Below are 21,903 nucleotides of genomic sequence, written 5' to 3' on the forward strand. Positions count from 1 at the left end.
TGAATAATACTAGGTCGTTACCATACCATTAGATATGAATCACTGAAAACTATTCATTGATAATGCCAAGTCAATAGTAGTCATAACATCGTAAGTATGTGGAAAATAAGGTGTTATTCGACGCGCTCTACTATCGCCGCCTCAAACCAAGGCAGCTCTGTTTTGTCCGCTTCCAATTTAGCGATAACCACTAACGCATGAGTCGCTGGCAAGCATTGATAATCAGCGTTTGCTTCAATACGAAGTAGTTGCTCATTGCCTTCAGCTTGTTCATCTATACTGATTAAGGTTTGCTTATTATTTTTGTAGAGTACATCGATACGACCAAAAAACTGCCAATCTTTAAAAGCGGCTGTAATAGCATCTGCTTCATTCTGGGTATAAAGTTGTTGGGTGTCTTTGCCCGTATTGGTCCAATGCAAGCGTACGGCTAACTGCAGCGCTTCGCTAAACACCACCAATGACCCGATGATTTTGACATGCCAAGGGCTGCTTATTAGTGCTTCGTTAATACCAATCAGCTTGGCTGCTTCATGAGCGCTCATGGGCGTATTGAACTGTGACAGGAGGGCGGGTGTGAGCGGATTCGCTTGCTTAATCGCATCATTTAAACTGTCGTAATGATATAAGAACGGTAGTGGTAAATCCTGTGTGACCGTCTTTTTAGTTATTTTGCAATTGTGTATTTTCCAACCAATCGTCTTGTCGCTTAGTGCTTCGGCCAGAATGAGCGCGTTAGGTTCAATGCTTTGAGTGGGGGCTTGAGTCTCATTTTCAGTCTCAGCGCTGCTTGGTTGTTTTTCATTATTGAATACAGAGCCAGCTGTGACAGACGTTTGCGCTGCTTGAGCAGGTTCTGTATAAATGTTACTCATATTTGATTGAGTCGGCAAAATAGACGAATCCATAAACGTAGCGTTGTTAAAGTAGAGGGTTAATATAACATTTAAAGCGCCTGACTCGCCAACCAAATTAGTGAGCTACCGCGATTAGCTTATGTATTGCTAATTTTTAATAACGAGTGCTATAGCAACTTGTGCTTAAACGACATTTCGTCCACTATATTACAGGCTATTCCATCCCTTCTAAAAGCTGTCGAGCAACCAATAATCAAACAAGTAAAGGAAAAAATAATGACCCAAGCCAATGAGCAAGCCGCGTATGACGATAACAATATCTTTGCCAAAATGCTAAACGGTGACATCCCCTATCACAAAGTCTATGAAGATGATAAAACTCTTGCCTTTATGGATATCATGCCACAAGCAGAGGGGCATGTGCTGGTGATTCCTAAGCAAAAAGCCGTTGATTTGGCAGACCTTGAACCAGAGTATGCCGCCGCGGTGTTAATGACCGCTAAAAAGGTCATGCAAGCACAGCGTCAAGTATTTGCGCGTGAAGGCATTATTCAGATGCAATTAAATGGTAGCGAAGCGGGTCAAACCGTTTTTCATTACCATGTACATCTCATTCCATCGAGTATTCATGAGCTCGGTCGCCATGCAGTGACCCAAGCTGATCACACAGAACTGGCTGAAATGGCAAAGCAACTTGCTGCTGCCATTACTATTTAATAATAAAAAAACGAGATGTCTGTCGAATTAACAAGCAAAACGTAAATTGTTCCAGAACAAAATAAAAAGGTCGCTAACAAGCGGCCTTTTTTATTACTTGGTAATAGTCATGTAACAATCGTTAAAGTCATGTTACAAGTTGGGCGCTTGTCTGGGGTTTTTGAACATAGTGTGATAAAAATTGTATTTATTTAATAACAACTGATGCATTTTCGCCTTTGTGAGTCACTTTTTATAAAAAAGGCACTGCTCCTTCTGATTATTAATCTTTATATCGAAGATTATTTTTCATTGCTACTTTTTGGGGATATCACTTTCTATGAGTAAATTACCTCGCTCCACTATTTTGTTGCCGGTTTTTGTACCGGCAGCAGCGATTATGCTGTTATTGGTGATCGGTACAGCCATCAACCCTGACGCTGCTGGCGAGCTGTTCAGCAAAGTGTTGGCATTTACCACCGACACTTTCGGCTGGTTTTATATGTTGGCAGTCGCCATATTTTTGATGTTTATTATCGCCTTGGCATTTTCGCCTTATGGCAGTATTAAATTGGGCCCTGACCATGCGGAGGCTGAGTATAAGTTTCTGGAATGGTTCGCCATGCTATTCTCCGCAGGCTACGGCATAGCCTTGCTGTTTTATGGCGTAGCAGAGCCCGTATTGCATTTTGCCAGTCCGCCACTTTCCACGCCGCAGACGATTGAAGCTGCTAAAGAAGCCATGCAAATTGCCTATTTTCATTGGGGTTTTCATATTTGGGCGATTTATGGTGTAGTAGGTTTGTCGCTGGCGTATTTCTCTTTTCGTCATGGCTTGCCATTGTCGGTACGCTCAACGCTATATCCATTAATCGGCGACAAAATCTATGGCCCTATTGGACATACCGTTGATGTGTTTGCGATCGTGGGCACGATGTTTGGTATCGCCACCAGCTTGGGTCTATCGGTGGCGCAAATTAACGCGGGTCTAAATTATTTGCTACCAGAGATGGTGCCAGTTAATACGACGGTGCAGGTTATTATCATCGCACTAGTGACTGCAGCTGCCTTGGTATCCGTGCTGGCAGGTATGGACAAAGGCGTCAAGCGCTTGTCTATCTTAAATATGGTATTGGCAACGGCACTCATGCTATTTGTCTTTATCGTTGGTCCGTCGATTTTTATTCTCAATGCTTTTATGGAAAATACGGGCAGCTATCTGGGCAATATCGTTGAGCGTACTTTTAGCTTGCAAGCGTATCAATCGAGTGATTGGATCGGTAGTTGGACACTATTTATTTTTGCATGGACGATTGCTTGGGCGCCTTTTGTGGGTCTGTTCATTGCCAAAATCAGTCGCGGTCGTACCATTCGTGAGTTTGTACTGGGCGTCATGTTAGTGCCAACGCTATTTACCTTCTTTTGGTTTTCAGTGTTTGGCGATACGGCACTGCATATGATTATGGTTGATGGTTACGACGCCTTGATTAGTGAGGTGCAAAACAACCAAGCGATTGCGTTATTTAAATTGCTAGAGAATTTACCATTTACGCAGATTGTCTCATCATTGACAGTACTGTTAATTATTACTTTTTTTGTGACGTCATCAGATTCAGGGTCATTAGTGATTGACTCGCTCGCTGCGGGTGGGCGTAGTGATACGCCTTGGTGGCAGCGCTCGTTTTGGGTGGTCACCGAGGGGGCGGTCGCAGCGGTTTTACTTATCGCAGGCGGTCTGAGTGCACTACAAACAGCAGCTATCGTTAGTGCTTTACCGTTTGCAATCATTATATTGATTTCGACATTTGGTATGTGGCGTGCACTACGTATTGAAGGACATCGCAATCAAAGCCTAGCCAATGACAACCATCTGCCGCCGCATCTACTTAAGCTCGACGCATGGCGTGATCGTATTGACTATATCACCAATCAACCAACGCGAGATAAAGTGCTGGGTTATATCAAAGGTACGGTTTTATCATCGATGCATGAGGTGGCAGAGAAATTTGCCGAAACAGGCTGGTTGCCTGATGTGAATTATGATGAGGTTAATAACCGTGCTGTATTGGAATTGAGACGCGGTGACAATGTAGAGTTCTGGTATGAAGTTCGTTTGTCAGAGCATGAAATTCCTGACTATTATACGGAAGATATGGCCAATGAATTACCACAAGAGCACCATCATCGTGCTGAGGTATATTTGCGTCGTGGCGGTCAAACCTATGATTTATATGGCTATCAATCAGAGTCGGTGATTAACGATATTATTGATCAGTTCGAAAAATATCTACACTTCTTAAATGTGTCGCCAGATAGTTTGCCGTGGCGTATGCAGGAGCATGATGAGGACATCACACTAGAGCAGGGCAGTGTGTTTGATAAGTAAGGGTGTGCTGTTGAAAAAGTAGTGTTTCTTAATGCAAGTTATTCACGTTAATAGCTTGCAATATGCGTACGATTCCTTAGAATAACGGCTTGTTTTTATTATCTTATTTTAATTAATGGCAAGCCGTTTTTTATGTCTACTGATTCTCCTAATTTACCGTCGTCTTTGCCAGTATCTGACCATCCATTATTGCAACCATTGAATATTGGTGGCTTGACGATTGAAAACCGCCTCATGGTTGCTCCTATGGCGGGCGTGACGGACAATCCTTTTCGGCGTTTATGTAAATCCTTTGGCGCTGGTCATGCGGTGAGTGAAATGATTATCGCTGATACGGCACTTTACGCACGCAAAAAGTCCTTGTATCGTGCCAATTTTGACAATGAAATTGCGCCTATTTCAGCGCAAATTGCAGGGGCTGAGCCTGATAAGTTAGCAGAAGCGGCACGTTATCAGATAGATAATGGCGCGCAAATTATTGATATAAATATGGGCTGCCCTGCCAAAAAAGTCTGCCGTAGGCTGGCAGGTTCGGCACTGTTGCAAGACGAAGATTTGGTTGCCCGTTTGCTAGATGCGGCGGTAAATGCCGTCGATGCACCTGTGACCTTAAAAACGCGATTGGGCTATGAGAATGGTCGTGAGAATATCTTGCGTGTGGCGAAGCGCGCTGAGCAAGCAGGTATTGCGGCGATTGCCATTCATGGGCGCACGCGCGAGGATATGTATACTGGCGAGGCGCGTTATGAGCTGATACGCGAAGTTAAAGAAAGCATCAACATTCCCGTCATTGCCAATGGCGATATCGATAGCGCGCAAAAAGCCCAGCGTGTTTATGAGCTGACAGGTTGTGATGCTGTGATGATTGGGCGTGCTGCCCAAGGACAACCATGGATATTTCGTGATATCGAGCACTTCTTACGCACTGGCGATAGTTTGGACGCACCCAGTGTCAGTGAGATAAAAGAGGTCGTATTGGCGCATTTGCAAGAGCTATATGACTTTTATGGTGAGTACTCTGGCTGCCGTATCGCTCGCAAGCACATTGCTTGGTATACCACAGGCATTCCTAATTCTAATGCTTTTCGCCAAGCAATGTATGGTGAAGAAAGCACCGCTGGACAGTTTCGCGTGGTCGAAGATTTTTTGCAGGCGCACGAATAGTAAGTGGGCAAACGGCTCATGCTAAGCGTCTGTTAAATAATAAAAAAGCTTTAAAGCTCGTCCACTTTAGCGGTATGTGGTTCTTTTTTGAGTGCTGTATTTTCTTTTTGCCAAGGAAATTTGCCTTCTAATTCTACTTGTAGTGACAAGCTCAAAAAAGTCCGAATGAGTACGATAAAACCTAGTACTAGGACGCTGCGTAACGTCGGTTCTGTGACGACAGTCGCCATAATATCAGCGGCGATGAGGACTTCTAATCCTAATAAAATAGATTTACCCACAGTTTGTCTGATTTCGATATAGGTCTCGTGATTAAAACCACTGGTTAGGCGAATCCCTCGATAAAAAGCAAAAAACAGTCCAAAAAACATAATAAGTACGCCAATGACCTCGACTATCTTAGCAATTAAATCAATGTAATGAGCTAGAGTTGCAATCAAAACAGATACTCCTTATCGATGCTCGGTGAAAAGCGTAAGTCTGAAAAATACTGCGATTATACGTTTATCAATCCTTATAATCGTCAAATTATCTGGCTGAGACGGCGGTTTTGTTCACTTTAAGCCATAATTTTTTGCTATGCTGTAATCGAACATTCATAGGCATAGAAACAACAAAAAGGATTTTTTATGGCCAATCCCTCAAAAAAAGCAATCAACAAAGCGGTCAAAGATAAGCATATCATTATCACAGGGGCATCAAGCGGTATTGGTGAGCGTACAGCGTATTTACTCAGTGAATGCGGTGCGCATGTTATCTTATTAGCACGTACCGAAGACAAACTAAAAGCCGTTAAAGAAAGTATCGAGGAGCTTGGTGGCAATGCCAGTTATTACCCTTGTGATTTGACCAATATGGATGATATCGAAAAAGTTAGCACGCAAATTTTGACAGATTTCGGACATGTTGATGTCTTGGTCAATAACGCTGGTCGTTCAATTCGGCGTTCGGTTCACGAGTCTATTGATCGTTTCCATGATTTTGAGCGTACTATGGATATCAATTACTTTGGCGCGGTTAAAATAGTTCTTGGCTTTTTGCCGACGATGATTGAACGTCAGACTGGTCAAATTGTGAATATCTCCTCTATTGGCGTATTGGCAAACAGTCCGCGTTTTGCCGCTTATGTCGCCTCAAAATCGGCATTGGACGCTTTTAGCCGCTGCTTAGCTGCTGAAGTGAAGGGCGATAATGTGACGATTACCAATATTTTTATGCCGTTGGTGCGTACGCCTATGATTGAGCCGACTAAGCTATACCGCTACATGCCTGCGCTTATGCCTGATGAAGCGGCGATGATGGTTGCCAAAGCGATTGTCCATAAACCAAACAGTATTGCCAGTAACATGGGTAAATTTGCGTCAGCTACTTATTCACTGGCACCAGCAATCAACGTTGGTATTCAGTCGATGGGTTATCGTATTTTTCCAAGCACCCGCGCTGGACTGACTACCGATAAGAAGCCAAACCTTGCTCAGCGTGCTTTTGCCAGAATACTTCCTGGTGAGCATCATTAGAATTGGCTGTGTATGAGCCTTGATTTAGAATAAAAAAGGACGCTGCGGTGTCCTTTTTTTAATGCCTAAAAAATTATTAATGTTGATACAAAAGAGGAGAGAGGGCAGTAGCAGCCTTTTGTTCTTAACGCTTTATTATGATCAAAATCTATTTATAACTGTCTACCATCATTATTCTTATGGGAACTAAAGTTTATTCAACTCAAATTTATATTTAGATAGGGCACTGACATTAAGTCATAAGTCGTTTTGGGTCATAAATGAATGAGTCAATCATGGCAGCTCAAATCGTGATTGCCATGATGTTAGATCCTGTATGAGTCAGGATAATGTTTAAGGCATATGTTAGTCGGCTTATAATTAAAGCTCCGCCCCCAATGCTTATGTCCTGTAGAGTACTTTGACCACATGCCAGCCAAATTTGGTTTTTACCAAATGTGGGGTGAAGAGTTTGCCGCTGAAGCAGATTTTGTCAAATGGCGGTACCATGTCGCCTTGTTGAAACTCACCTAAGCTGCCGCCTTTTTTACCTGATGGGCAGGTTGAATGTCGTTTCGCCAGCACATCGAACTTAGCGCCTTTTTGAAGCTTGGCAATAATATCTTCAGCCTGTTCTTTGTGTTTTACTAAAATGTGTAATGCGCTAGCTGTACGAGCCATAATGTAAACCTTTCATAAAATATCGATTATCGGGGCATTATATCACGGCTTATCTTGGTTGCTAACTGCACTTGTATGCGCTACTTCTTCAAAAGCCATTATCTACACAGGGACTACTATTTGGATGAGAATCGGTGTCTTTTGAGTGTCGCTGTCATTACATCGGTGCAATGCATTTGGCAGATGTGCATGAGCAGATCAATCGCACCTTGATCTGAGCTAAGAATCATGGGTAACTTACGAGCCCAATCAAGCCTAATGGTTAGGCATTAAGCGCTTTGCTAACTTTTTAATATCGTTATTCCCAACAGGATCTAGTGACTTGGCATACCATAATGATCTGCGATTAGCTCAACAGTGCGCGATTGAGCATGGCGCGAATAACCCTGAACCACCATCATGACCTCATCGACTCCTGTCTGCTCCTGAAGATCCTCTAAACCTTTTGCTACCTCATCAGCAGTACCATGAATGGTTTGATCGGTATATTGCTCAATAATCTGGCGCTCTTGCATATTACCTTGAAAGGCCGCCACTTCATCAGGAGGCAGTAGGGCAAAAGGCTTGCGCTGGAACATTCTCAACATTGCCATGGCAGACGAAGTCGACTGGCGGCGTGCTTCTACAGGATCTTCATCTGCAATCGCGCCAATGCTAACCAAACTGTATGGCTTAGCTAGAAATTGTGAAGGACGGAAGTTTTCTCGGTAAATGCGCATGGCATTTAAAACATCAGCACTGCCAAACTGCAAAGCGAAGGCATAAGGTCTGCCAAGTTTTGCTGCCATATGTGCTGAATAGGTCGATGACCCCAGGATCCAAACATTAGCAGCGGTCTTCGATGGAGGTACTCGGTTTTGCTCGGCTTGCCATGGGCCTGGCACCGCATGAACCGCATTATAAGGATGGTCTTTTGGAAAACTGTTTTCTAAAAAGCCCAACAACTCTGCGACTTGCTGAGGAAATTCATCGTTTGCTGCCTTATGCCGACGCAAAGCGGAAGCCTTTGCACCATCCGTACCCAGTGCCCGTCCCAAACCAAGATCAATTCGTCCTGGCGCCATCGCATCGAGCATACCAAATTGTTCAGCAATGACCAAAGGCACATGATTCGGTAGCATGATGCCGCCTGCACCAAGTCTAATGCGCTCAGTTTCTCCAGTCAGCCGAGCCACCATCATCTGCGGCGAAGGCACCGAGGTACCAAGCATGGCATGATGTTCAGACATCCAAAACCGCTGAAACCCTCTTTTATCCGCCAGTTTTGCAAGCGCAATCATCTCTTGAATGGTGTTCTCTGCTGTATGACCAACACCGGTGAAGGCATTGTCAAGCACCGAAAGAACGAAAGGGGCGCTACCTTAATGATTTGGCATATTCATAAACGATCTCATTTTTACCGTATTAACGATGCATGGCAACACACTTTTGGTATTGCCACACAAGAAAGATTTAAAGACTCAGCCATCAAGCACTAGAATTTATAGGTTTGACCATCATTAGGGACAAGCGCACGCTGCTTGTCTAAGTGCTTTTCTTCGATAAAGCGGCGCAGCTCTGCTTTTGTGAGGGTGGCATGATTCACCGTATCCATATGCACGCTCACAATCTGAGCATTAGGAGAGAATTTATATGCACGATATACATCGTCTTTACCCATGATGATAGAGTCATCCACAAAGGTAGTCAGCTTCGCATACCCTGTATTTAGGATGACGGCATCAGGATTATAGCGAGTGAGTGCATTCTCTACGTCTTTATTCCAAATGGTATCCCCTACTACATAGACCGTCTTATAGTTTGGTTTCTGGAATACAATTCCCATCGTTTTGCCCAGCAGTTCAGCTAATGGCGCCACTTTGTACATCTCATTAGTGCCATGCTGTCCGATGGTTTTGTTGATTCTAGTGCTTTTAAACACAACGCCTTGCTCGGTTAATACTCTGACATCAGTAAAACCATCTTTACGTACGATTGCCGCATCGGCTGCATCTTGGGTAAAAATTGGCATGTCACGAGGCACGAGGTTGCGTGCGGCATCATCCCAATGGTCCGCATGAAGATGCGTCAAGATAATGGCATCCGCCTTAAGCACTTCGGCAACAGTCATCGGCAAATCCACCATTGGATAGCGTATTTGGCTATTTACTGTGCCATCAAACCCTGGATAAGCGTTTTTAGCTGCTAGCATCGGATCCACTAAAAACGTGGTGCCAGCATAATCAAGCTTGATCGTGGCATTACGGATTTGTTGAAATTGAACGGTATTGGTCACTGTCTGTTTTACCGCGTTAGAATTTGCTGCTGGACTAGCAAAGGTGGTACATGCCGTTAACAACATGACGCCACTTAACAGTGTGGTGCCGGTCAGTGATTTTACGATATTCATAATAGTTACCTTATTGAGAAAATTCTTCTTAATGGCAATAGGGTTTAAGAGTCTATTTCATTACTAAATCATGATTTGATACTCAAACGTGGATTAACGCGCAATCCACGTTTGAGTATCAATCACTTCGCCATATAGAAACTCAATCGCTGCCATGATGGTGGCGTGAGCCTGGGCAGCGGGTACTTTTGTGCCATTAAACTCAAGATCAAGCGTGGCACAGGCATCATGAACAGTAGTTGTGGTATAACCAAAGTCCACTGCCGCACGAACCGTGGCATCCACACACATGTGGCTCATGGCGCCAATCACGGTTACTTCTTTGATACCTTCTTTATCCAATAGCTCTTTCAGATCGGTCTCACGGAACGAATTGGGATAATGCTTAGTGATGACGGCTTCATTCTCTATTGGTTTTACCTTTTCATTGATCTCTACACCATCAGTACCAGGCGTGAAGATCGGGGCATCAGCAGGCATTTCATGACGGATATGAATGACGGTATGACCTTTTTCTCTCGCAGACGCAATCACCAAAGCGGCATTATCAGCGGCTTCGTTAATACCTACGAGTGCGAGTTTACCTTGTGGAAAATACTCATTTTGAATGTCGACAACGATCAGTGCTTGTGTGTTCATGATAATTCCTTTTTGTTTATGGAAGTGACTGTATAGACGTATATTTTACAAGTACTATGCTACACTAACGAGTGGCTACATCGACACATAAGAGGTTAATAACGACATATGAATCAAAAGTATGCTATTGAAATTGGCTTGATCGTCTATGAGAAAGCACAAATGGCCGCTGTCCTTGGCCTGACTGATTTACTGACGGTTGCCAGTAAACTCGCCGTCAAACGTCAAGATACAACAGATCTGCCTCTACAAGTGAGTCACTGGGAGATTAAGGGTGCTGAGCAGCAGCCTACTTGCACTTTTTCGAGCAATCCTGATAGCGTAGGAAAATTAACAGCCGTCATCATTCCACCCACGTTAGAAGCACCGATTGCAAAGCAAGCATCAGAACCTTGGCTAGAATGGCTAAAAGAGCAGCATTCGACAGGGGTGATACTGTCGTCCGTCTGCGCCGGTGCTTTTTTATTGGGCGAAACAGGACTACTATCTAAGCGCAAGGCAACCACACATTGGGGCTATGTAGAGGATTTTAAGCAGCGTTTCCCTGATGTGGAGCTCGATGTCGATCGCATTATTATCGAAGACGGTGATATTGTGACCGCTGGTGGTGCGATGGCCTGGACAGATTTGGGACTTAGGATGGTGGATCGCTTTCTTGGTTCTCAGGTGATGAATGAGACCGCTCGTATGTTATTAATTGACCCTTCAAGGCGTGAACAATGTTATTACAGTGCTTTCTCACCTAACCTCACCCATGGAGACACAGCCATATTAAAAGTGCAGCATTGGCTACAAAGAACCAATACACAAGATATCGATTTGTCCACACTAGCCAATTGTGCGCAGTTAGAAGAGCGTACTTTTCTGCGTCGTTTTCATAAGGCGACGGGTATGACATCCACAGAATATTGTCAGCGGTTACGCATCGGAGAAGCAAAAGACTTTTTACAGTTCTCATCATCTCCTGTTGAGCAAATAGCGTGGAAGGTGGGTTATAGTGATGCCAGTGCATTTCGTAAAATATTTAAGCGCATTGTTGGTTTGACACCAAGTGAGTATCGGCGCAGATTTAATACGAATAAGGCGTGATAGGTTTAGGTAATGATTTTTTTAAAGGTAGGCACATTGACTGCTTATAGGTAAGAGTTAGATGTAATAAAACGGCCACTGATGTAGCCATAACCGTTTTATTCTTTAACTATCATTAACGGGAAGACACTCCTTTAAAACGTAGTAAACGCAATGCATTCAGCGTCACCAGTACCGTAGCACCAGTATCTGCTAGCACAGCAATCCAAAGTCCTGTCACGCCGAGCACAGTGGTTATCAGAAATATGCCTTTTAACCCAAGTGCAAATATGACATTTTGATGGATATTTCTCATGGTGGCGCGGGATAAGGCAATAAGGTTAGCAACGTCCATCACGCGGCTTTTTAATAGGGCAATATCAGCCGTTTCGATAGCCACATCCGTGCCACTGCCCATCGCAATGCCAATATCTGCCGCTGCCAAAGCGGGTGCATCATTGATACCATCACCAATCATCGCTATTTTACTATTGCTTTGCATCTCACTGAGTAGACGTAGCTTGTCTTCAGGTAACAGCTCAGCTTGCCACTCTATATCTAACTGACTGGCTAGCGCTTTTGCCGTACGGCTATTGTCACCTGTGAGCATGACAGAACGCACGTTCATCTTATTAAGCTGGGCAATAGCTTGCTGTGCATCTTCTCGTAACTCATCACGTAGAGCGACCAATCCGAGCGCATCCCTCGTTTTCTCATCAAACAAAATAGAAACCGTTTTACCATCATTTTGTAGCATCTCAATTTGAATCTGCTGCTCAGCTAGTAACATCACTTTCTCAGCGACGTAGACTGGTGAGCCGATGGCCAAAGAGCGTCCAGCGACAGTGGCATGAACGGCTTTGCCTGCCGTAGCAAAGGCATTAGAGGCATCTGGTATCACTACCTTAGCGGCTTTGGCATAATCCACAATAGCGATAGCAAGCGGATGACTAGAGGTAGCATCAACACTTGCAAACAGTGACAGTAGTTTATCGTGACCCTCAGCAGCGGTATGCGCTGTTTTAAAACCAATAACATCGGTTACGCGTGGTTTTCCTTCAGTCAAAGTACCCGTTTTATCAAAAGCGACGGTACTGACCTGACCCACCAACTCCATGACATTACCGCCTTTGATAAGCAGTCCATGGCGCGTGCCGACCGCCAAACCTGAGGCAATAGCGGCAGGTGTTGACAGCACAAGGGCACAAGGACAAGCTATCAATAATAGCGCCAAACCACGATATAGCCATATTCCCCATTCTGCTCCCATCAGTAGAGGTGGGATAATAATCACTAAAGCCGCAATCGCCATCACGATAGGCGTATAGTAGCGGCTAAAGGTTTCAATAAATCGTGCAGTCGGTGCTTTAGACGCTTGCGCTTGCTCTACAAGTTCGATAATACGCGCAATCGTATTATCTGCCGCTGTTTTTTCTACGCGTATTTGTAGTACCCCATCAACGTTGATAGATCCAGCAAAGACCTCAGCGCCTATGGTTTTGGCAACAGGAACAGATTCTCCAGTTACAGGTGACTCATCGAGGCTAGAAACACCTTGAACAATCACTCCGTCAGCAGAAACTCTATCACCGGGACGCACAAGCACCTTATCGTTAATCTGTAATGCAGTCGCTGCCACCTGACATTGTTGTCCTTGCGCGTCCAATAGAATAGCAGTCTTTGGCACTAGTGATGATAACGCTCTGATGCCAGCGCGCGCACGATCAGCTGCGACGCTTTCTAATAGCTCACCAACCGAAAATAGGAACACCACGGCAGCAGCTTCTTCTGCCTCTCCAATGATAAGGGCGCCGATAGCCGCAACAGACATGAGCATTTCAATTGAAAAAGGCGAACCTACTAACGCCAATGCAAAAGCTTTACGGGCGAATGGTAGGACACCGATAGCCACAGCGGCAATAAAAGCCCATGCGCCATATTCAGGGAAAATTAAAGACAACATATATGCGGCACTCATCAAAAGCCCAGTACCAATAACCTGTTTGCCTTTTATGGTTTGCCACCAGCGCTGATCGTTTACCGCTGCTTGACCACCATCAATACCCATCTCATTTTGTTGACTCGTTAACGCTGATACGCCAAACCCTAGGCGCTTAATAGTCTTTTCGATATCTTTAACGTCAGTACTTGTATCAGGTTCTAGAGTTAACTCTAGCTTTTGAGTCGAAAAGTTTAGCTGAACCTCAGAGACACCAGGCATACGTGTTAGTGCCCGCTCAATTTTGCCAACACAACTGGCACAGTCCATACCTTCAATATGATATTGCATAGTTATTTATCCTCTTATTAAAGACATTATGGACCCTATAGTAGCTTCAGGGTCAAGGCTTTTAACGACAAAGGGGTTTGATTTTTTATCAGCAAACCTTATAGTTGCTTTATTGTTTTAGATAATAGAAAATACTATTTAAGGAGATACACATGCTAATCAAAATTGGTGAGCTTGCCACGCGCACAGGGGCGACGGTCGAAACCATTCGCTATTATGAGAAAGAGAGGTTATTACCGGAGCCTGCGCGTAGCCAAGGCAATTATCGTTTGTACAATGAGGCGCATTTTGAGCGTCTACAATTTATCCTGCACTGCCGTACGCTCGATATGACTTTGGATGAAGTACGAACCCTGCTTCAGTATAGAGATAAACCTGAGGAAAACTGCAGTGAGGTCAATGTGCTATTGGATGAGCATATCGATGCGGTAGAAACACGTATGGAAGAGCTGGTACAATTAAAGCAACATCTACTAGCGTTGCGGCAAAAATGCGCAAGTGAAGCGCTAGCTGAATCCTGCGGAATATTGCATGCGCTTGCCGATAATTCGTGTCATAAATAAAGTATTCATTTTGGTAACATTATCCACTTTTCATACGTAAAAGTAGACATATCACCAAACGCGCGTGGTCAATAAATTCAAAATGATTCAGCCCATAATCCTTTCTGTTAATCGTATAGACTGCGCGTCTATCAGACTGATTCATTGCACTTGTGCAGGGAAGCCAGCCTTTGCTAAAGCAGCCGTCATCTGCTCAACACTTGCGATGGTTTCGATACTGATCACTTTGGCTGCTAAATCAATGTCAATCTTGGCGTTTGAGTCGATATCGTGAATGGTTGCTGTCACACCACGAGCACAGCCGCCACATTTCATATTTACAATCCATAGTTTCATAGCCTTTCTCCAAATAAGTTTTTATTTCATCACTAAGCTTAAGCCTTGTCATGATGGTAAGGTCAAACACATTTTAAAAAAACAGGCTTGACCTTACCATCATGTCAACCTCTATGCTGTTGATAACAGATTGAACATGATAGAGGGTGTTATGAACTCAGAAAATAATAAGTCTTATCTTTACAATGAAACATTGCCAATTGAGGGTATGACCTGTGCTTCCTGTGCTTCCTGTGTGGGACGAGTGGAAAAAGTATTAAAAAAAGTTGAAGGTGTTGAAAATGCTGAGGTGAATCTAGCGACTGAAAACGCCATGATTTCCTCGTCTCAACCTTTAGATCTAATTGCAGTAACCAAAGCCGTAGAACGAGCCGGTTATAAGGTCTTGACCTCTCAGCCGATTGAGTTGTCGATAGAAGGTATGACTTGTGCTTCCTGTGTTGGACGGGTAGAAAAAGCATTAAAAAAAGTCGAGGGCGTACAACAAGCAAACGTCAACCTTGCTACTGAACGCGCATGGGTACAAGGCAACGCTCAAGTACAGAGCAGTGATTTGATTCAAGCCGTTAAAAAAGCGGGATACACGGCTAAGCAGATTGAGCAGAGTGTAAGTGTTCAACAGGATAAAAAAGCCACGGAGCAGCAACAGTTGAAACGAGATTTGATGATCTCTTTAATTCTAGCCGTGCCTGTTTTTATTCTAGAAATGGGGTCACATATGATTCCAGCTTTTCATATGTGGGTCATGGGCAATATCGGCACGCAACAAAGCTGGCTGATTCAATGTGTTTTGACCACGCTGGTACTCATCTTTCCAGGCCGACGTTTTTATCAAAAAGGTATTCCAGCATTATGGCGCTTTGCTCCAGATATGAATTCATTGGTGGCTGTTGGAACACTGGCGGCTTATAGTCTTTCGCTAGTCGCAACATTTATTCCACAAGTTCTACCTGAAGGCACTGTGAATGTTTATTACGAAGCGGCCGCTGTGATTGTAAGCTTAATTTTATTAGGGCGTTATTTTGAGGCAAAAGCCAAAGGACGTACCTCTCAAGCCATTCAACACCTAGTGGGTATGCAAGCAAAAACAGCACGTGTTCACCACAATGGGCAAGTGATTGAAGTGCCGATTGCAGAAGTGACCACAGAAACGATTGTTGAGATTCGTCCCGGTGAGCGTGTTCCAGTCGATGGTGAAGTCGTTGAAGGTCAAAGTTATATTGATGAATCCATGATTACAGGTGAACCCGTGCCTGTCAAAAAACAAGTGGGTGATCAAGTGGTCGGAGGCACGGTTAATCAGAATGGGACCTTGAATTTTCGGGCGACTGCTATCGGGGAATCGTCAGTATTGGCACAAATCATTCGCATGGTTGAACAGGCTCAAGGGTCTAAATTACCGATCCAGGCATTGGTCGATAAAGTCACTATGTGGTTTGTCCCCATGGTCATGCTCTTAGCCACTCTGACTTTTGCTGTGTGGTTTATTTTTGGTCCTGACCCTGCGTTGACGTTTAGTCTCGTCAACGCCGTTGCAGTCCTAATCATTGCTTGTCCCTGTGCAATGGGATTGGCAACCCCTACATCCATAATGGTTGGTACAGGTCGCGGCGCAGAAATGGGCGTCTTATTCCGCAAAGGTGAAGCATTACAAGCGTTACAAGACGTTCAAGTCATTGCGGTCGATAAAACTGGCACATTGACTGAAGGCAAACCAACCTTGACAGACTTTTATGTCCAACCAGGGTTTGAACAGAACCAAGTCTTGCGTATTGTGGCATCGGTTGAAGCAAAGTCTGAACATCCCATTGCCCTAGCCATTGTTCAGGCTGCAGAGCAACAAAATATTAGCTTATTACCGATTACCACTTTTGACTCTGTGACGGGATTTGGAATCAAAGCGGAAGTGGCAGGTCAAGCCGTTCATATTGGTGCTGATCGTTATATGCAGCAATTAGGACTTGATGTTATTCCCTTTAAAGACGAAGCGGCGCACTTAGGACAAGAAGCTAAAACCCCCATATATGTTGCGATTGACCAGAAATTGGCTGCTATTATTGCTGTTGCAGATCCTATTAAAGACACCACTTATGCCGCTATTGCAGGTTTACATCAATTGGGCTTAAAAGTAGCAATGATTACAGGGGACAATCGGCATACTGCGCAAGCGATTGCCGCAAAATTACATATTGATCAAGTGATCGCAGAAGTGTTGCCTGATGGAAAAGTAGATGCAATACGTCAACTGCAACAACAATATGGACGAGTGGCTTTCGTTGGTGATGGTATTAATGATGCACCCGCTCTCGCTCAAGCTGATGTCGGTCTGGCGATTGGGACAGGGACAGATGTAGCGATTGAGGCAGCAGATGTGGTGTTGATGTCAGGTAGTTTACAAGGGGTTCCTAATGCGATTGCTTTAAGTAAGGCCACCATCAAAAATATTAGACAAAATCTTTTTTGGGCATTTTTCTATAATATTGCTCTGATTCCAATTGCCGCAGGGGTTTTATATCCAGCGTTTGGAATTTTGTTGTCACCTATTTTTGCAGCAGGCGCAATGGCGCTATCTTCTGTTTTTGTGCTAGGTAATGCCTTACGCTTAAAGTATTTTCAGGTGCCTGTGATTAAAGCATAGATTGTATTAAGATAGGGTTGAAGTAGCCGTTTGGCTTTAACCCTTTTTATATCAGGAGGAAAGTTATGAATATCGGTCAAGCGTCAGAGCAATCAGGAATCTCTCCCAAAATGATCCGCTATTATGAACAGATTGGGTTGCTTGATACCGCAAAACGCTCGAATTCAGGGTATCGAATCTATTCTAAACAAAATATAAAAGACTTATGCTTTTTGAGACAGGCTCGTGATTTAGGTTTTTCCTCCAAACAGATGAAAGCGTTGCTTGATTTACGGAAAAATACAGATCGGCAGAGTGCTGATGTTAAACAATTGACACTGCAACATATCGCAACTTTAAATCAAAAAATAGCTCAATTGCAAGATATGGTGAGCTTACTACAGATTTCAGCTGATCATTGCTCAGGTGATGCAAACGCAGATTGTGCCATACTAAAAGATCTTGAACAGAGTAAATAAAATAAATTACATATAGTCCTATCTATTTTTTTATGCATATTTCAGTCTAAAAAAACATGTGTCTAAAAAAATAGTTTCAGAAAAATTTAAGGCTTTGGTTCCCTAGTGAGGACTTGAGTCTTTGGCTGTAGGCTAATGATATTAAGGTTTTAACTCACTGAAATATTCACAGTATAATTAATGGTGTACAGAACGTTAGTTTTTCAAGCTCAAGAAACCTTGGATAGCACTTATCGCTAAGTGTATTACAATCCAGATTATTATCTATCTGGATCTAAAGCTTCATGTATATATATATTATCAACTGGCTCAAAGATATCTGAAATCTCTACATCTTCACGTAAAATCATAGTAAAAGTAAAACTTTCGTCTGATGATCTCAATAAACTACCTGTACTGACATCAAAGAAATGAATCGAGCATAAATCTCTTACCCAGCATCTAAGCAAGAAAGTTAAATCATTTTCAGATATATAGCTAATGTTTAATTTAGCTAACGCATACAGCCTTGTCTTTACATCCTTTAAACCGTAAAAATGCTTTTCACTGAAAATTTTTAAATCATGCACATTTATACAAAACCCCAGTAAACTTAAGCCATATTTCTCTTGAGGAATTGTTGAGCTATCAGTGTAAAACATCCTTAAAAAGTCTATAAAATCGTTTTCTACAGTTAAGTAATCGTTGATGTTTTCGATACCAATGTTTTCGATAAAGTTAGCGATGTTAGTCCATTTGGCATCAAAAATAGCTTCGCTATCCTTAAATCTAGATACTGCGTAAAAATTAAAGCTCATTTGTATTTACTCGTGATTGGTGCGCTATACAGGAATCGAACTGCTAGTGTTAAATATAACTTTAATAACCATTAAATCAATAGTACACGTCATATTCTTTAACATGAATAGAGATCGATTGAATGATTGAAACTACTTCCCCGTTGGATACGCAAAGATTAGCGACCCTAGAAGATGTTTTAGGTGTAACACTCCCTCAAGACTATAGAGGTTATTTGCTAGAGCATAATGGTATGGGTTTTGAGAAAAATGCTTTTGAGGTATTTAAAGGTGAATACTCTATTATTCATCATGTATGTAGGATTTCCAATGACAATGATTATTTTGATTTAATTAATTCGTACAAGAATGGAAAAAGCATAGATCATGAGGAAGGACGAAAATTTTTAATCATAGCCGATGACAATGTAGGTAATGACATCATGCTAAGTCTAGCGGCAGATAGTTTTGGAGAAGTCTATTTCTATGATAAAGATACTATAGGCACTAAATGTATCAAGCTGGCACAATCCTTTTCAGAATTTCGCAGCTCTCTATTCGACCTTCAAGATATTTCAGTATATGAAAATACCGTGGATGAGGCTCTTGATAAAAAAGATTTAAAGCTTTTAGAGCGTGCTTTACAGCAGGGTTATGATATTGAGAATTTAGATAAGTATAGTAGAAACTTACTTGAAAGGAGCGTTATTACAGGAGATATTGACTTAGTAAGCTGCGTACTAGAATGCCAACCGCAGATGAGAAGCTCTATGTCACTAGCTGAAGAAAACTATATATTCTTTAAAGAAGAGTATGCACCCATTATAGATATTTTAAAAAAGCACTATAAGATGTAGTAAGTTTCAAAAATAGGTATACCCCAAGGGAACCAGTTATTTCACCCTTCAAACCTATTAACAGAGCACTTAAAACAGACTGCTATAATGGAACCACTTATAACAGACTATAAAAAATTTAACACGACAACATCCTATCCTAGTTAACCAAATACCCGCCATAATATCCAAAATAATCCAGCCATAATGATGGCAATCACCAATAGCCGTTTCAGCCAATAGGGTATCAGCGGTTTTTTATAGCCTAAATCATTAATCTGGCTGTCCACACCATTTTGCAGGCTCTTGAATCCTCGACTTTGCTTAGTCGTTTTGACGCGATTTTTTATCAGCTGTCCAGCTTCATCCTCAGCACCTTGCTCTCTATCAAAGCTAATAGCATGGTTAGGAATGCCTTGCTTGCTGGCGATAGTGTTGAGTTTTTGCTGCTGCTTCACCTTTAGTTGTGTCTCATAGGCATCAATCCTATTCTTGGCATCATCCATACTAATGTCTTCGTCTGCCGCCAAAGTCTTGATCGCCATCACTAAATTGTTTTTTTCGATCATCATGATGACGTCTCTTGGCAGTTTTGGGTTGACTGATTTTGAGCTAGGGTCGGGGTTAAACATGACTGTCCTTATGGCGATATGAAAAATAGGCATCGATAGTGTTGATTATTATAACCATTTTACAGCAGTAATATTCAATCAAAAAAATACCACAATCACGATAATGACTGCGGCATTTTAATAGCTATCCTTTATTAGTATTTCTGCCAATTTTTGATGGCCTATAGGTCTTTCCAGCGTTGGATAGACTCTTTGATGACTTCTTTTGCTTCTGCAACATCGCCCCAAGATTCAACGACCGTAGTGCCTGGTTTTTTCAGATCTTTATAGTGACTGAAATGGAACTCTAACTGGTTGATTAGCTGCTGTGGTAGATCCGCTAGGCTGTTATAAGCGTTGCCTGTATCACGGTCGTCAGCAGGTACGACGACGATCTTGTCATCGACTTCGCCATCATCAACGAATTTCATCACACCAATGACTTTGGCTTTTAGGAAAATACCAGTTGGTAGCGGCTGCTCAGTCAGCAATAACACATCAAGCTCATCACCATCTTCGTCAAGCGTTTGCGGGATAAAACCATAGTTACAAGGCTTGGCAAAAATCTGTGGATCAATACGATCAAGCTCGAATACCGCCAGTTCGCGATTCCACTCAATTTTATGGCTGCTACCAGCTGGGATTTCTACTACTACGTTGATAATGCCGCCGTCTACATCGCCTGCGTCCAAAATTTTGTTAAAATCTGCCATAAAGTACTCCAATTTGCTTTTGTTTTAAGTGCTTGAATAATAAGTGATGATAAAAGAATAACGTCGCGGCACTGCGATATTATCACTGTGCCCAATATGTGCCGCCTGCGATTATAACAAGTTTGACTCAAATTTTCTCACAATGCTTAAGTCTAAGCGTGCACGATATTATGCAAAAAAAGATTATGCAAAAACGGACTCAAAGAACTCACTTGGGTGCGAGTGCGCGTAGCTCAATGAGTCCGGCATGACGCTTAGCAATGTTATCAATAAGTTTTTGGGTCACTTGCTCATAGCTTAAGGCTTCACCAGTTTGTTCATCTGACACTTTTTGCATAGCCACAAAGTCGGATAACCGTAACATTTGCATCCCCGCATAGCCGCACGGATTAATCGCATTAAATGCGGACAAGTCACAATTTAAATTAAGCGCGATACCGTGATAGCTAAATCCATGTTTAATTTTGAAGCCTAACGATGCCATTTTTCCAAGCATCATTTTATCATCGACGGAGGTACTGTTGGCTGGTGCATCGGTATCGGTATTGTCATCCGCTACAGATGTATCAGCATATAGATAAACACCGGGTGCGTCACGGCGCGCATGGGCGCTGATGGCTGTTGTGTCTGATGAAGCAGGATTTTGCAAACAGTCATTAATGACATCTTCGATTGCTTGCTCGGCATGCGAGACCAAGTTGCGCACACTCCAGCCCAAGCTATTCAAATCGAACAACCAATAAATAACCAGCTGGCCGTGACCATGCCATGTCACTTGACCGCCGCGATCCGTTTTTATAATAGGCGTATTGGTACGTTGCAAGATGTGCTCTTCTTTACTTGCTTGCCCTAAAGTATAGACATCATTGTGATCGACAATCCATAATTCGTCGGGTGTACGCAGTCCTTGCTGTTTTTTTAAGTCAATACGCGCAAGTGTACGTGCTAGCATCGCATCGAGAGTGGGAACGTAATCGGCTGTTGTTAGAGATTTGCTGATCAGTGTGTCATTAAGCTGTTGCGTGGTGTTTTGCATGAGAGTCGCAGTCTTATTGTGGTCTGGTTCGAAGAGGTGTATCACTGATATTCAGTCGTGATATCGATAGTGAGTGTAGCAGTTTTTGCGATTGGTACCCAAGATTATCTCTGGTCACGCTGTAAAACTCAACAATCAAAACACTGATAAATGCCCTAACGGAGTAGCCATAATAAGCAAAAGTTCTCAGTGCTTAACATGAAATTTCTAGCATTGTGATGCGTGTTTATAGACACTTATTTCATACAGACGCAGGAGTCAACTTAATGT

General features: G+C 42.9%; 21 protein-coding genes. 9 read left to right on the top strand and 12 right to left on the bottom strand.

The window, feature by feature from the left end:
• Positions 1 to 113: 113 nt before the first annotated feature.
• Entirely contained in the window at positions 114 to 908 is a 795-nt protein-coding gene (locus tag JMX82_RS01040; RefSeq protein WP_201538989.1) for a hypothetical protein, read from the bottom strand.
• A gap of 225 nt (positions 909 to 1,133) precedes the next feature.
• On the opposite strand from JMX82_RS01040, the gene JMX82_RS01045 reads away from it, so the two are divergent.
• From JMX82_RS01045 to dusB, 3 genes are all read left to right on the top strand, one after another.
• Entirely contained in the window at positions 1,134 to 1,574 is a 441-nt protein-coding gene (locus JMX82_RS01045) for an HIT family protein (protein WP_201538990.1), read from the top strand.
• A 319-nt stretch (positions 1,575 to 1,893) separates the two neighbouring features.
• A complete protein-coding gene (locus tag JMX82_RS01050) occupies positions 1,894 to 3,939 on the top strand; it encodes a BCCT family transporter (protein WP_045452155.1) in 2,046 nt (681 codons plus the stop codon).
• A 132-nt stretch (positions 3,940 to 4,071) separates the two neighbouring features.
• On the top strand, positions 4,072 to 5,103 hold the full coding sequence (gene dusB, locus JMX82_RS01055) for a tRNA dihydrouridine synthase DusB (protein WP_201538991.1): 1,032 nt from the start codon (positions 4,072 to 4,074) through the stop codon (positions 5,101 to 5,103).
• 50 nt (positions 5,104 to 5,153) lie between these two features.
• Here the strand turns inward: dusB and JMX82_RS01060 are convergent, their stop codons facing one another.
• On the bottom strand, positions 5,154 to 5,543 hold the full coding sequence (locus JMX82_RS01060; RefSeq protein WP_201538992.1) for a DUF1622 domain-containing protein: 390 nt from the start codon (positions 5,541 to 5,543) through the stop codon (positions 5,154 to 5,156).
• Between the two features lie 189 nt (positions 5,544 to 5,732).
• Here JMX82_RS01060 and JMX82_RS01065 point away from each other — a divergent pair, with 189 nt between their 5' ends.
• Positions 5,733 to 6,620 carry an SDR family NAD(P)-dependent oxidoreductase gene (locus JMX82_RS01065; protein ID WP_201538993.1) on the top strand — a complete coding sequence of 296 codons (888 nt, stop codon included), beginning with the start codon at positions 5,733 to 5,735 and terminating at the stop codon, positions 6,618 to 6,620.
• 381 nt (positions 6,621 to 7,001) lie between these two features.
• On the opposite strand, the gene JMX82_RS01070 is transcribed toward JMX82_RS01065, so the two are convergent.
• The 4 genes from JMX82_RS01070 to JMX82_RS01085 all read right to left on the bottom strand — a co-directional run bounded on the left by JMX82_RS01070 (position 7,002) and on the right by JMX82_RS01085 (position 10,308).
• Positions 7,002 to 7,280, bottom strand: coding sequence for a peptidylprolyl isomerase (locus JMX82_RS01070; protein ID WP_045446094.1), 279 nt, complete (start codon positions 7,278 to 7,280; stop codon positions 7,002 to 7,004).
• A 314-nt stretch (positions 7,281 to 7,594) separates the two neighbouring features.
• Positions 7,595 to 8,617: an LLM class flavin-dependent oxidoreductase gene (locus JMX82_RS01075; RefSeq protein WP_227676243.1), complete on the bottom strand. Its 1,023-nt coding sequence runs from the start codon at positions 8,615 to 8,617 to the stop codon at positions 7,595 to 7,597.
• Positions 8,618 to 8,754: 137 nt separating this feature from the next.
• Complete coding sequence (locus tag JMX82_RS01080; protein WP_201538994.1) at positions 8,755 to 9,669, bottom strand: MBL fold metallo-hydrolase; 915 nt, start codon at positions 9,667 to 9,669, stop codon at positions 8,755 to 8,757.
• Positions 9,670 to 9,762: 93 nt separating this feature from the next.
• Positions 9,763 to 10,308 (bottom strand): cysteine hydrolase family protein, encoded by a 546-nt coding sequence (locus tag JMX82_RS01085; protein WP_201538995.1) that lies wholly within the window; start codon positions 10,306 to 10,308, stop codon positions 9,763 to 9,765.
• A 108-nt stretch (positions 10,309 to 10,416) separates the two neighbouring features.
• On the opposite strand from JMX82_RS01085, the gene JMX82_RS01090 reads away from it, so the two are divergent.
• Positions 10,417 to 11,397 carry a GlxA family transcriptional regulator gene (locus JMX82_RS01090; protein ID WP_201538996.1) on the top strand — a complete coding sequence of 327 codons (981 nt, stop codon included), beginning with the start codon at positions 10,417 to 10,419 and terminating at the stop codon, positions 11,395 to 11,397.
• A gap of 115 nt (positions 11,398 to 11,512) precedes the next feature.
• Here JMX82_RS01090 and JMX82_RS01095 read toward each other — a convergent pair whose 3' ends face one another.
• On the bottom strand, positions 11,513 to 13,666 hold the full coding sequence (locus tag JMX82_RS01095; RefSeq protein ID WP_201538997.1) for a heavy metal translocating P-type ATPase: 2,154 nt from the start codon (positions 13,664 to 13,666) through the stop codon (positions 11,513 to 11,515).
• A 152-nt stretch (positions 13,667 to 13,818) separates the two neighbouring features.
• Here JMX82_RS01095 and cadR point away from each other — a divergent pair, with 152 nt between their 5' ends.
• Positions 13,819 to 14,229: a Cd(II)/Pb(II)-responsive transcriptional regulator gene (gene cadR, locus JMX82_RS01100; RefSeq protein ID WP_413786748.1), complete on the top strand. Its 411-nt coding sequence runs from the start codon at positions 13,819 to 13,821 to the stop codon at positions 14,227 to 14,229.
• Between the two features lie 141 nt (positions 14,230 to 14,370).
• Here the strand turns inward: cadR and JMX82_RS01105 are convergent, their stop codons facing one another.
• A complete protein-coding gene (locus JMX82_RS01105) occupies positions 14,371 to 14,565 on the bottom strand; it encodes a heavy-metal-associated domain-containing protein (protein ID WP_201538998.1) in 195 nt (64 codons plus the stop codon).
• A gap of 151 nt (positions 14,566 to 14,716) precedes the next feature.
• Here JMX82_RS01105 and JMX82_RS01110 point away from each other — a divergent pair, with 151 nt between their 5' ends.
• Positions 14,717 to 17,203, top strand: a complete 2,487-nt coding sequence (locus tag JMX82_RS01110) for a heavy metal translocating P-type ATPase (protein WP_201538999.1) — start codon at positions 14,717 to 14,719, stop codon at positions 17,201 to 17,203.
• 65 nt (positions 17,204 to 17,268) lie between these two features.
• Complete coding sequence (gene cueR, locus JMX82_RS01115) at positions 17,269 to 17,661, top strand: Cu(I)-responsive transcriptional regulator (protein ID WP_201539000.1); 393 nt, start codon at positions 17,269 to 17,271, stop codon at positions 17,659 to 17,661.
• 260 nt (positions 17,662 to 17,921) lie between these two features.
• On the opposite strand, the gene JMX82_RS01120 is transcribed toward cueR, so the two are convergent.
• Positions 17,922 to 18,458 (bottom strand): hypothetical protein, encoded by a 537-nt coding sequence (locus tag JMX82_RS01120; protein ID WP_201539001.1) that lies wholly within the window; start codon positions 18,456 to 18,458, stop codon positions 17,922 to 17,924.
• A 122-nt stretch (positions 18,459 to 18,580) separates the two neighbouring features.
• Here JMX82_RS01120 and JMX82_RS01125 point away from each other — a divergent pair, with 122 nt between their 5' ends.
• Positions 18,581 to 19,294 carry an SMI1/KNR4 family protein gene (locus JMX82_RS01125; protein WP_201539002.1) on the top strand — a complete coding sequence of 238 codons (714 nt, stop codon included), beginning with the start codon at positions 18,581 to 18,583 and terminating at the stop codon, positions 19,292 to 19,294.
• Between the two features lie 143 nt (positions 19,295 to 19,437).
• Here JMX82_RS01125 and JMX82_RS01130 read toward each other — a convergent pair whose 3' ends face one another.
• The 3 genes from JMX82_RS01130 to lipB form a co-directional block, all read right to left on the bottom strand.
• Positions 19,438 to 19,905 carry a hypothetical protein gene (locus JMX82_RS01130; protein WP_201539003.1) on the bottom strand — a complete coding sequence of 156 codons (468 nt, stop codon included), beginning with the start codon at positions 19,903 to 19,905 and terminating at the stop codon, positions 19,438 to 19,440.
• 161 nt (positions 19,906 to 20,066) lie between these two features.
• Positions 20,067 to 20,597 carry an inorganic diphosphatase gene (locus tag JMX82_RS01135; RefSeq protein WP_201539004.1) on the bottom strand — a complete coding sequence of 177 codons (531 nt, stop codon included), beginning with the start codon at positions 20,595 to 20,597 and terminating at the stop codon, positions 20,067 to 20,069.
• 208 nt (positions 20,598 to 20,805) lie between these two features.
• Positions 20,806 to 21,633, bottom strand: coding sequence for a lipoyl(octanoyl) transferase LipB (gene lipB, locus JMX82_RS01140; protein ID WP_201539005.1), 828 nt, complete (start codon positions 21,631 to 21,633; stop codon positions 20,806 to 20,808).
• Positions 21,634 to 21,903 lie beyond the last annotated feature (270 nt).

Origin of the sequence: Psychrobacter sp. 1044, from assembly GCF_904846525.1 — a bacterium.
Classification (GTDB): domain Bacteria; phylum Pseudomonadota; class Gammaproteobacteria; order Pseudomonadales; family Moraxellaceae; genus Psychrobacter.

Bases quoted from the DNA above. Each gene is read 5' to 3' on its own strand.
- JMX82_RS01045 (WP_201538990.1), top strand. From the start codon at position 1,134: ATGACCCAAGCCAATGAGCAAGCCGCGTATGACGATAACAATATCTTT.
- JMX82_RS01050 (WP_045452155.1), top strand. From the start codon at position 1,894: ATGAGTAAATTACCTCGCTCCACTATTTTGTTGCCGGTTTTTGTACCG.
- JMX82_RS01085 (WP_201538995.1), bottom strand. From the start codon at position 10,308: ATGAACACACAAGCACTGATCGTTGTCGACATTCAAAATGAGTATTTT.
- cadR (WP_413786748.1), top strand. From the start codon at position 13,819: ATGCTAATCAAAATTGGTGAGCTTGCCACGCGCACAGGGGCGACGGTC.
- JMX82_RS01040 (WP_201538989.1), bottom strand. From the start codon at position 908: ATGGATTCGTCTATTTTGCCGACTCAATCAAATATGAGTAACATTTAT.
- JMX82_RS01070 (WP_045446094.1), bottom strand. From the start codon at position 7,280: ATGGCTCGTACAGCTAGCGCATTACACATTTTAGTAAAACACAAAGAA.
- JMX82_RS01135 (WP_201539004.1), bottom strand. From the start codon at position 20,597: ATGGCAGATTTTAACAAAATTTTGGACGCAGGCGATGTAGACGGCGGC.
- JMX82_RS01120 (WP_201539001.1), bottom strand. From the start codon at position 18,458: ATGAGCTTTAATTTTTACGCAGTATCTAGATTTAAGGATAGCGAAGCT.
- dusB (WP_201538991.1), top strand. From the start codon at position 4,072: ATGTCTACTGATTCTCCTAATTTACCGTCGTCTTTGCCAGTATCTGAC.
- JMX82_RS01065 (WP_201538993.1), top strand. From the start codon at position 5,733: ATGGCCAATCCCTCAAAAAAAGCAATCAACAAAGCGGTCAAAGATAAG.
- JMX82_RS01095 (WP_201538997.1), bottom strand. From the start codon at position 13,666: ATGCAATATCATATTGAAGGTATGGACTGTGCCAGTTGTGTTGGCAAA.
- cueR (WP_201539000.1), top strand. From the start codon at position 17,269: ATGAATATCGGTCAAGCGTCAGAGCAATCAGGAATCTCTCCCAAAATG.
- JMX82_RS01090 (WP_201538996.1), top strand. From the start codon at position 10,417: ATGAATCAAAAGTATGCTATTGAAATTGGCTTGATCGTCTATGAGAAA.
- JMX82_RS01105 (WP_201538998.1), bottom strand. From the start codon at position 14,565: ATGAAACTATGGATTGTAAATATGAAATGTGGCGGCTGTGCTCGTGGT.
- lipB (WP_201539005.1), bottom strand. From the start codon at position 21,633: ATGCAAAACACCACGCAACAGCTTAATGACACACTGATCAGCAAATCT.
- JMX82_RS01130 (WP_201539003.1), bottom strand. From the start codon at position 19,905: ATGTTTAACCCCGACCCTAGCTCAAAATCAGTCAACCCAAAACTGCCA.
- JMX82_RS01125 (WP_201539002.1), top strand. From the start codon at position 18,581: ATGATTGAAACTACTTCCCCGTTGGATACGCAAAGATTAGCGACCCTA.
- JMX82_RS01080 (WP_201538994.1), bottom strand. From the start codon at position 9,669: ATGAATATCGTAAAATCACTGACCGGCACCACACTGTTAAGTGGCGTC.
- JMX82_RS01110 (WP_201538999.1), top strand. From the start codon at position 14,717: ATGAACTCAGAAAATAATAAGTCTTATCTTTACAATGAAACATTGCCA.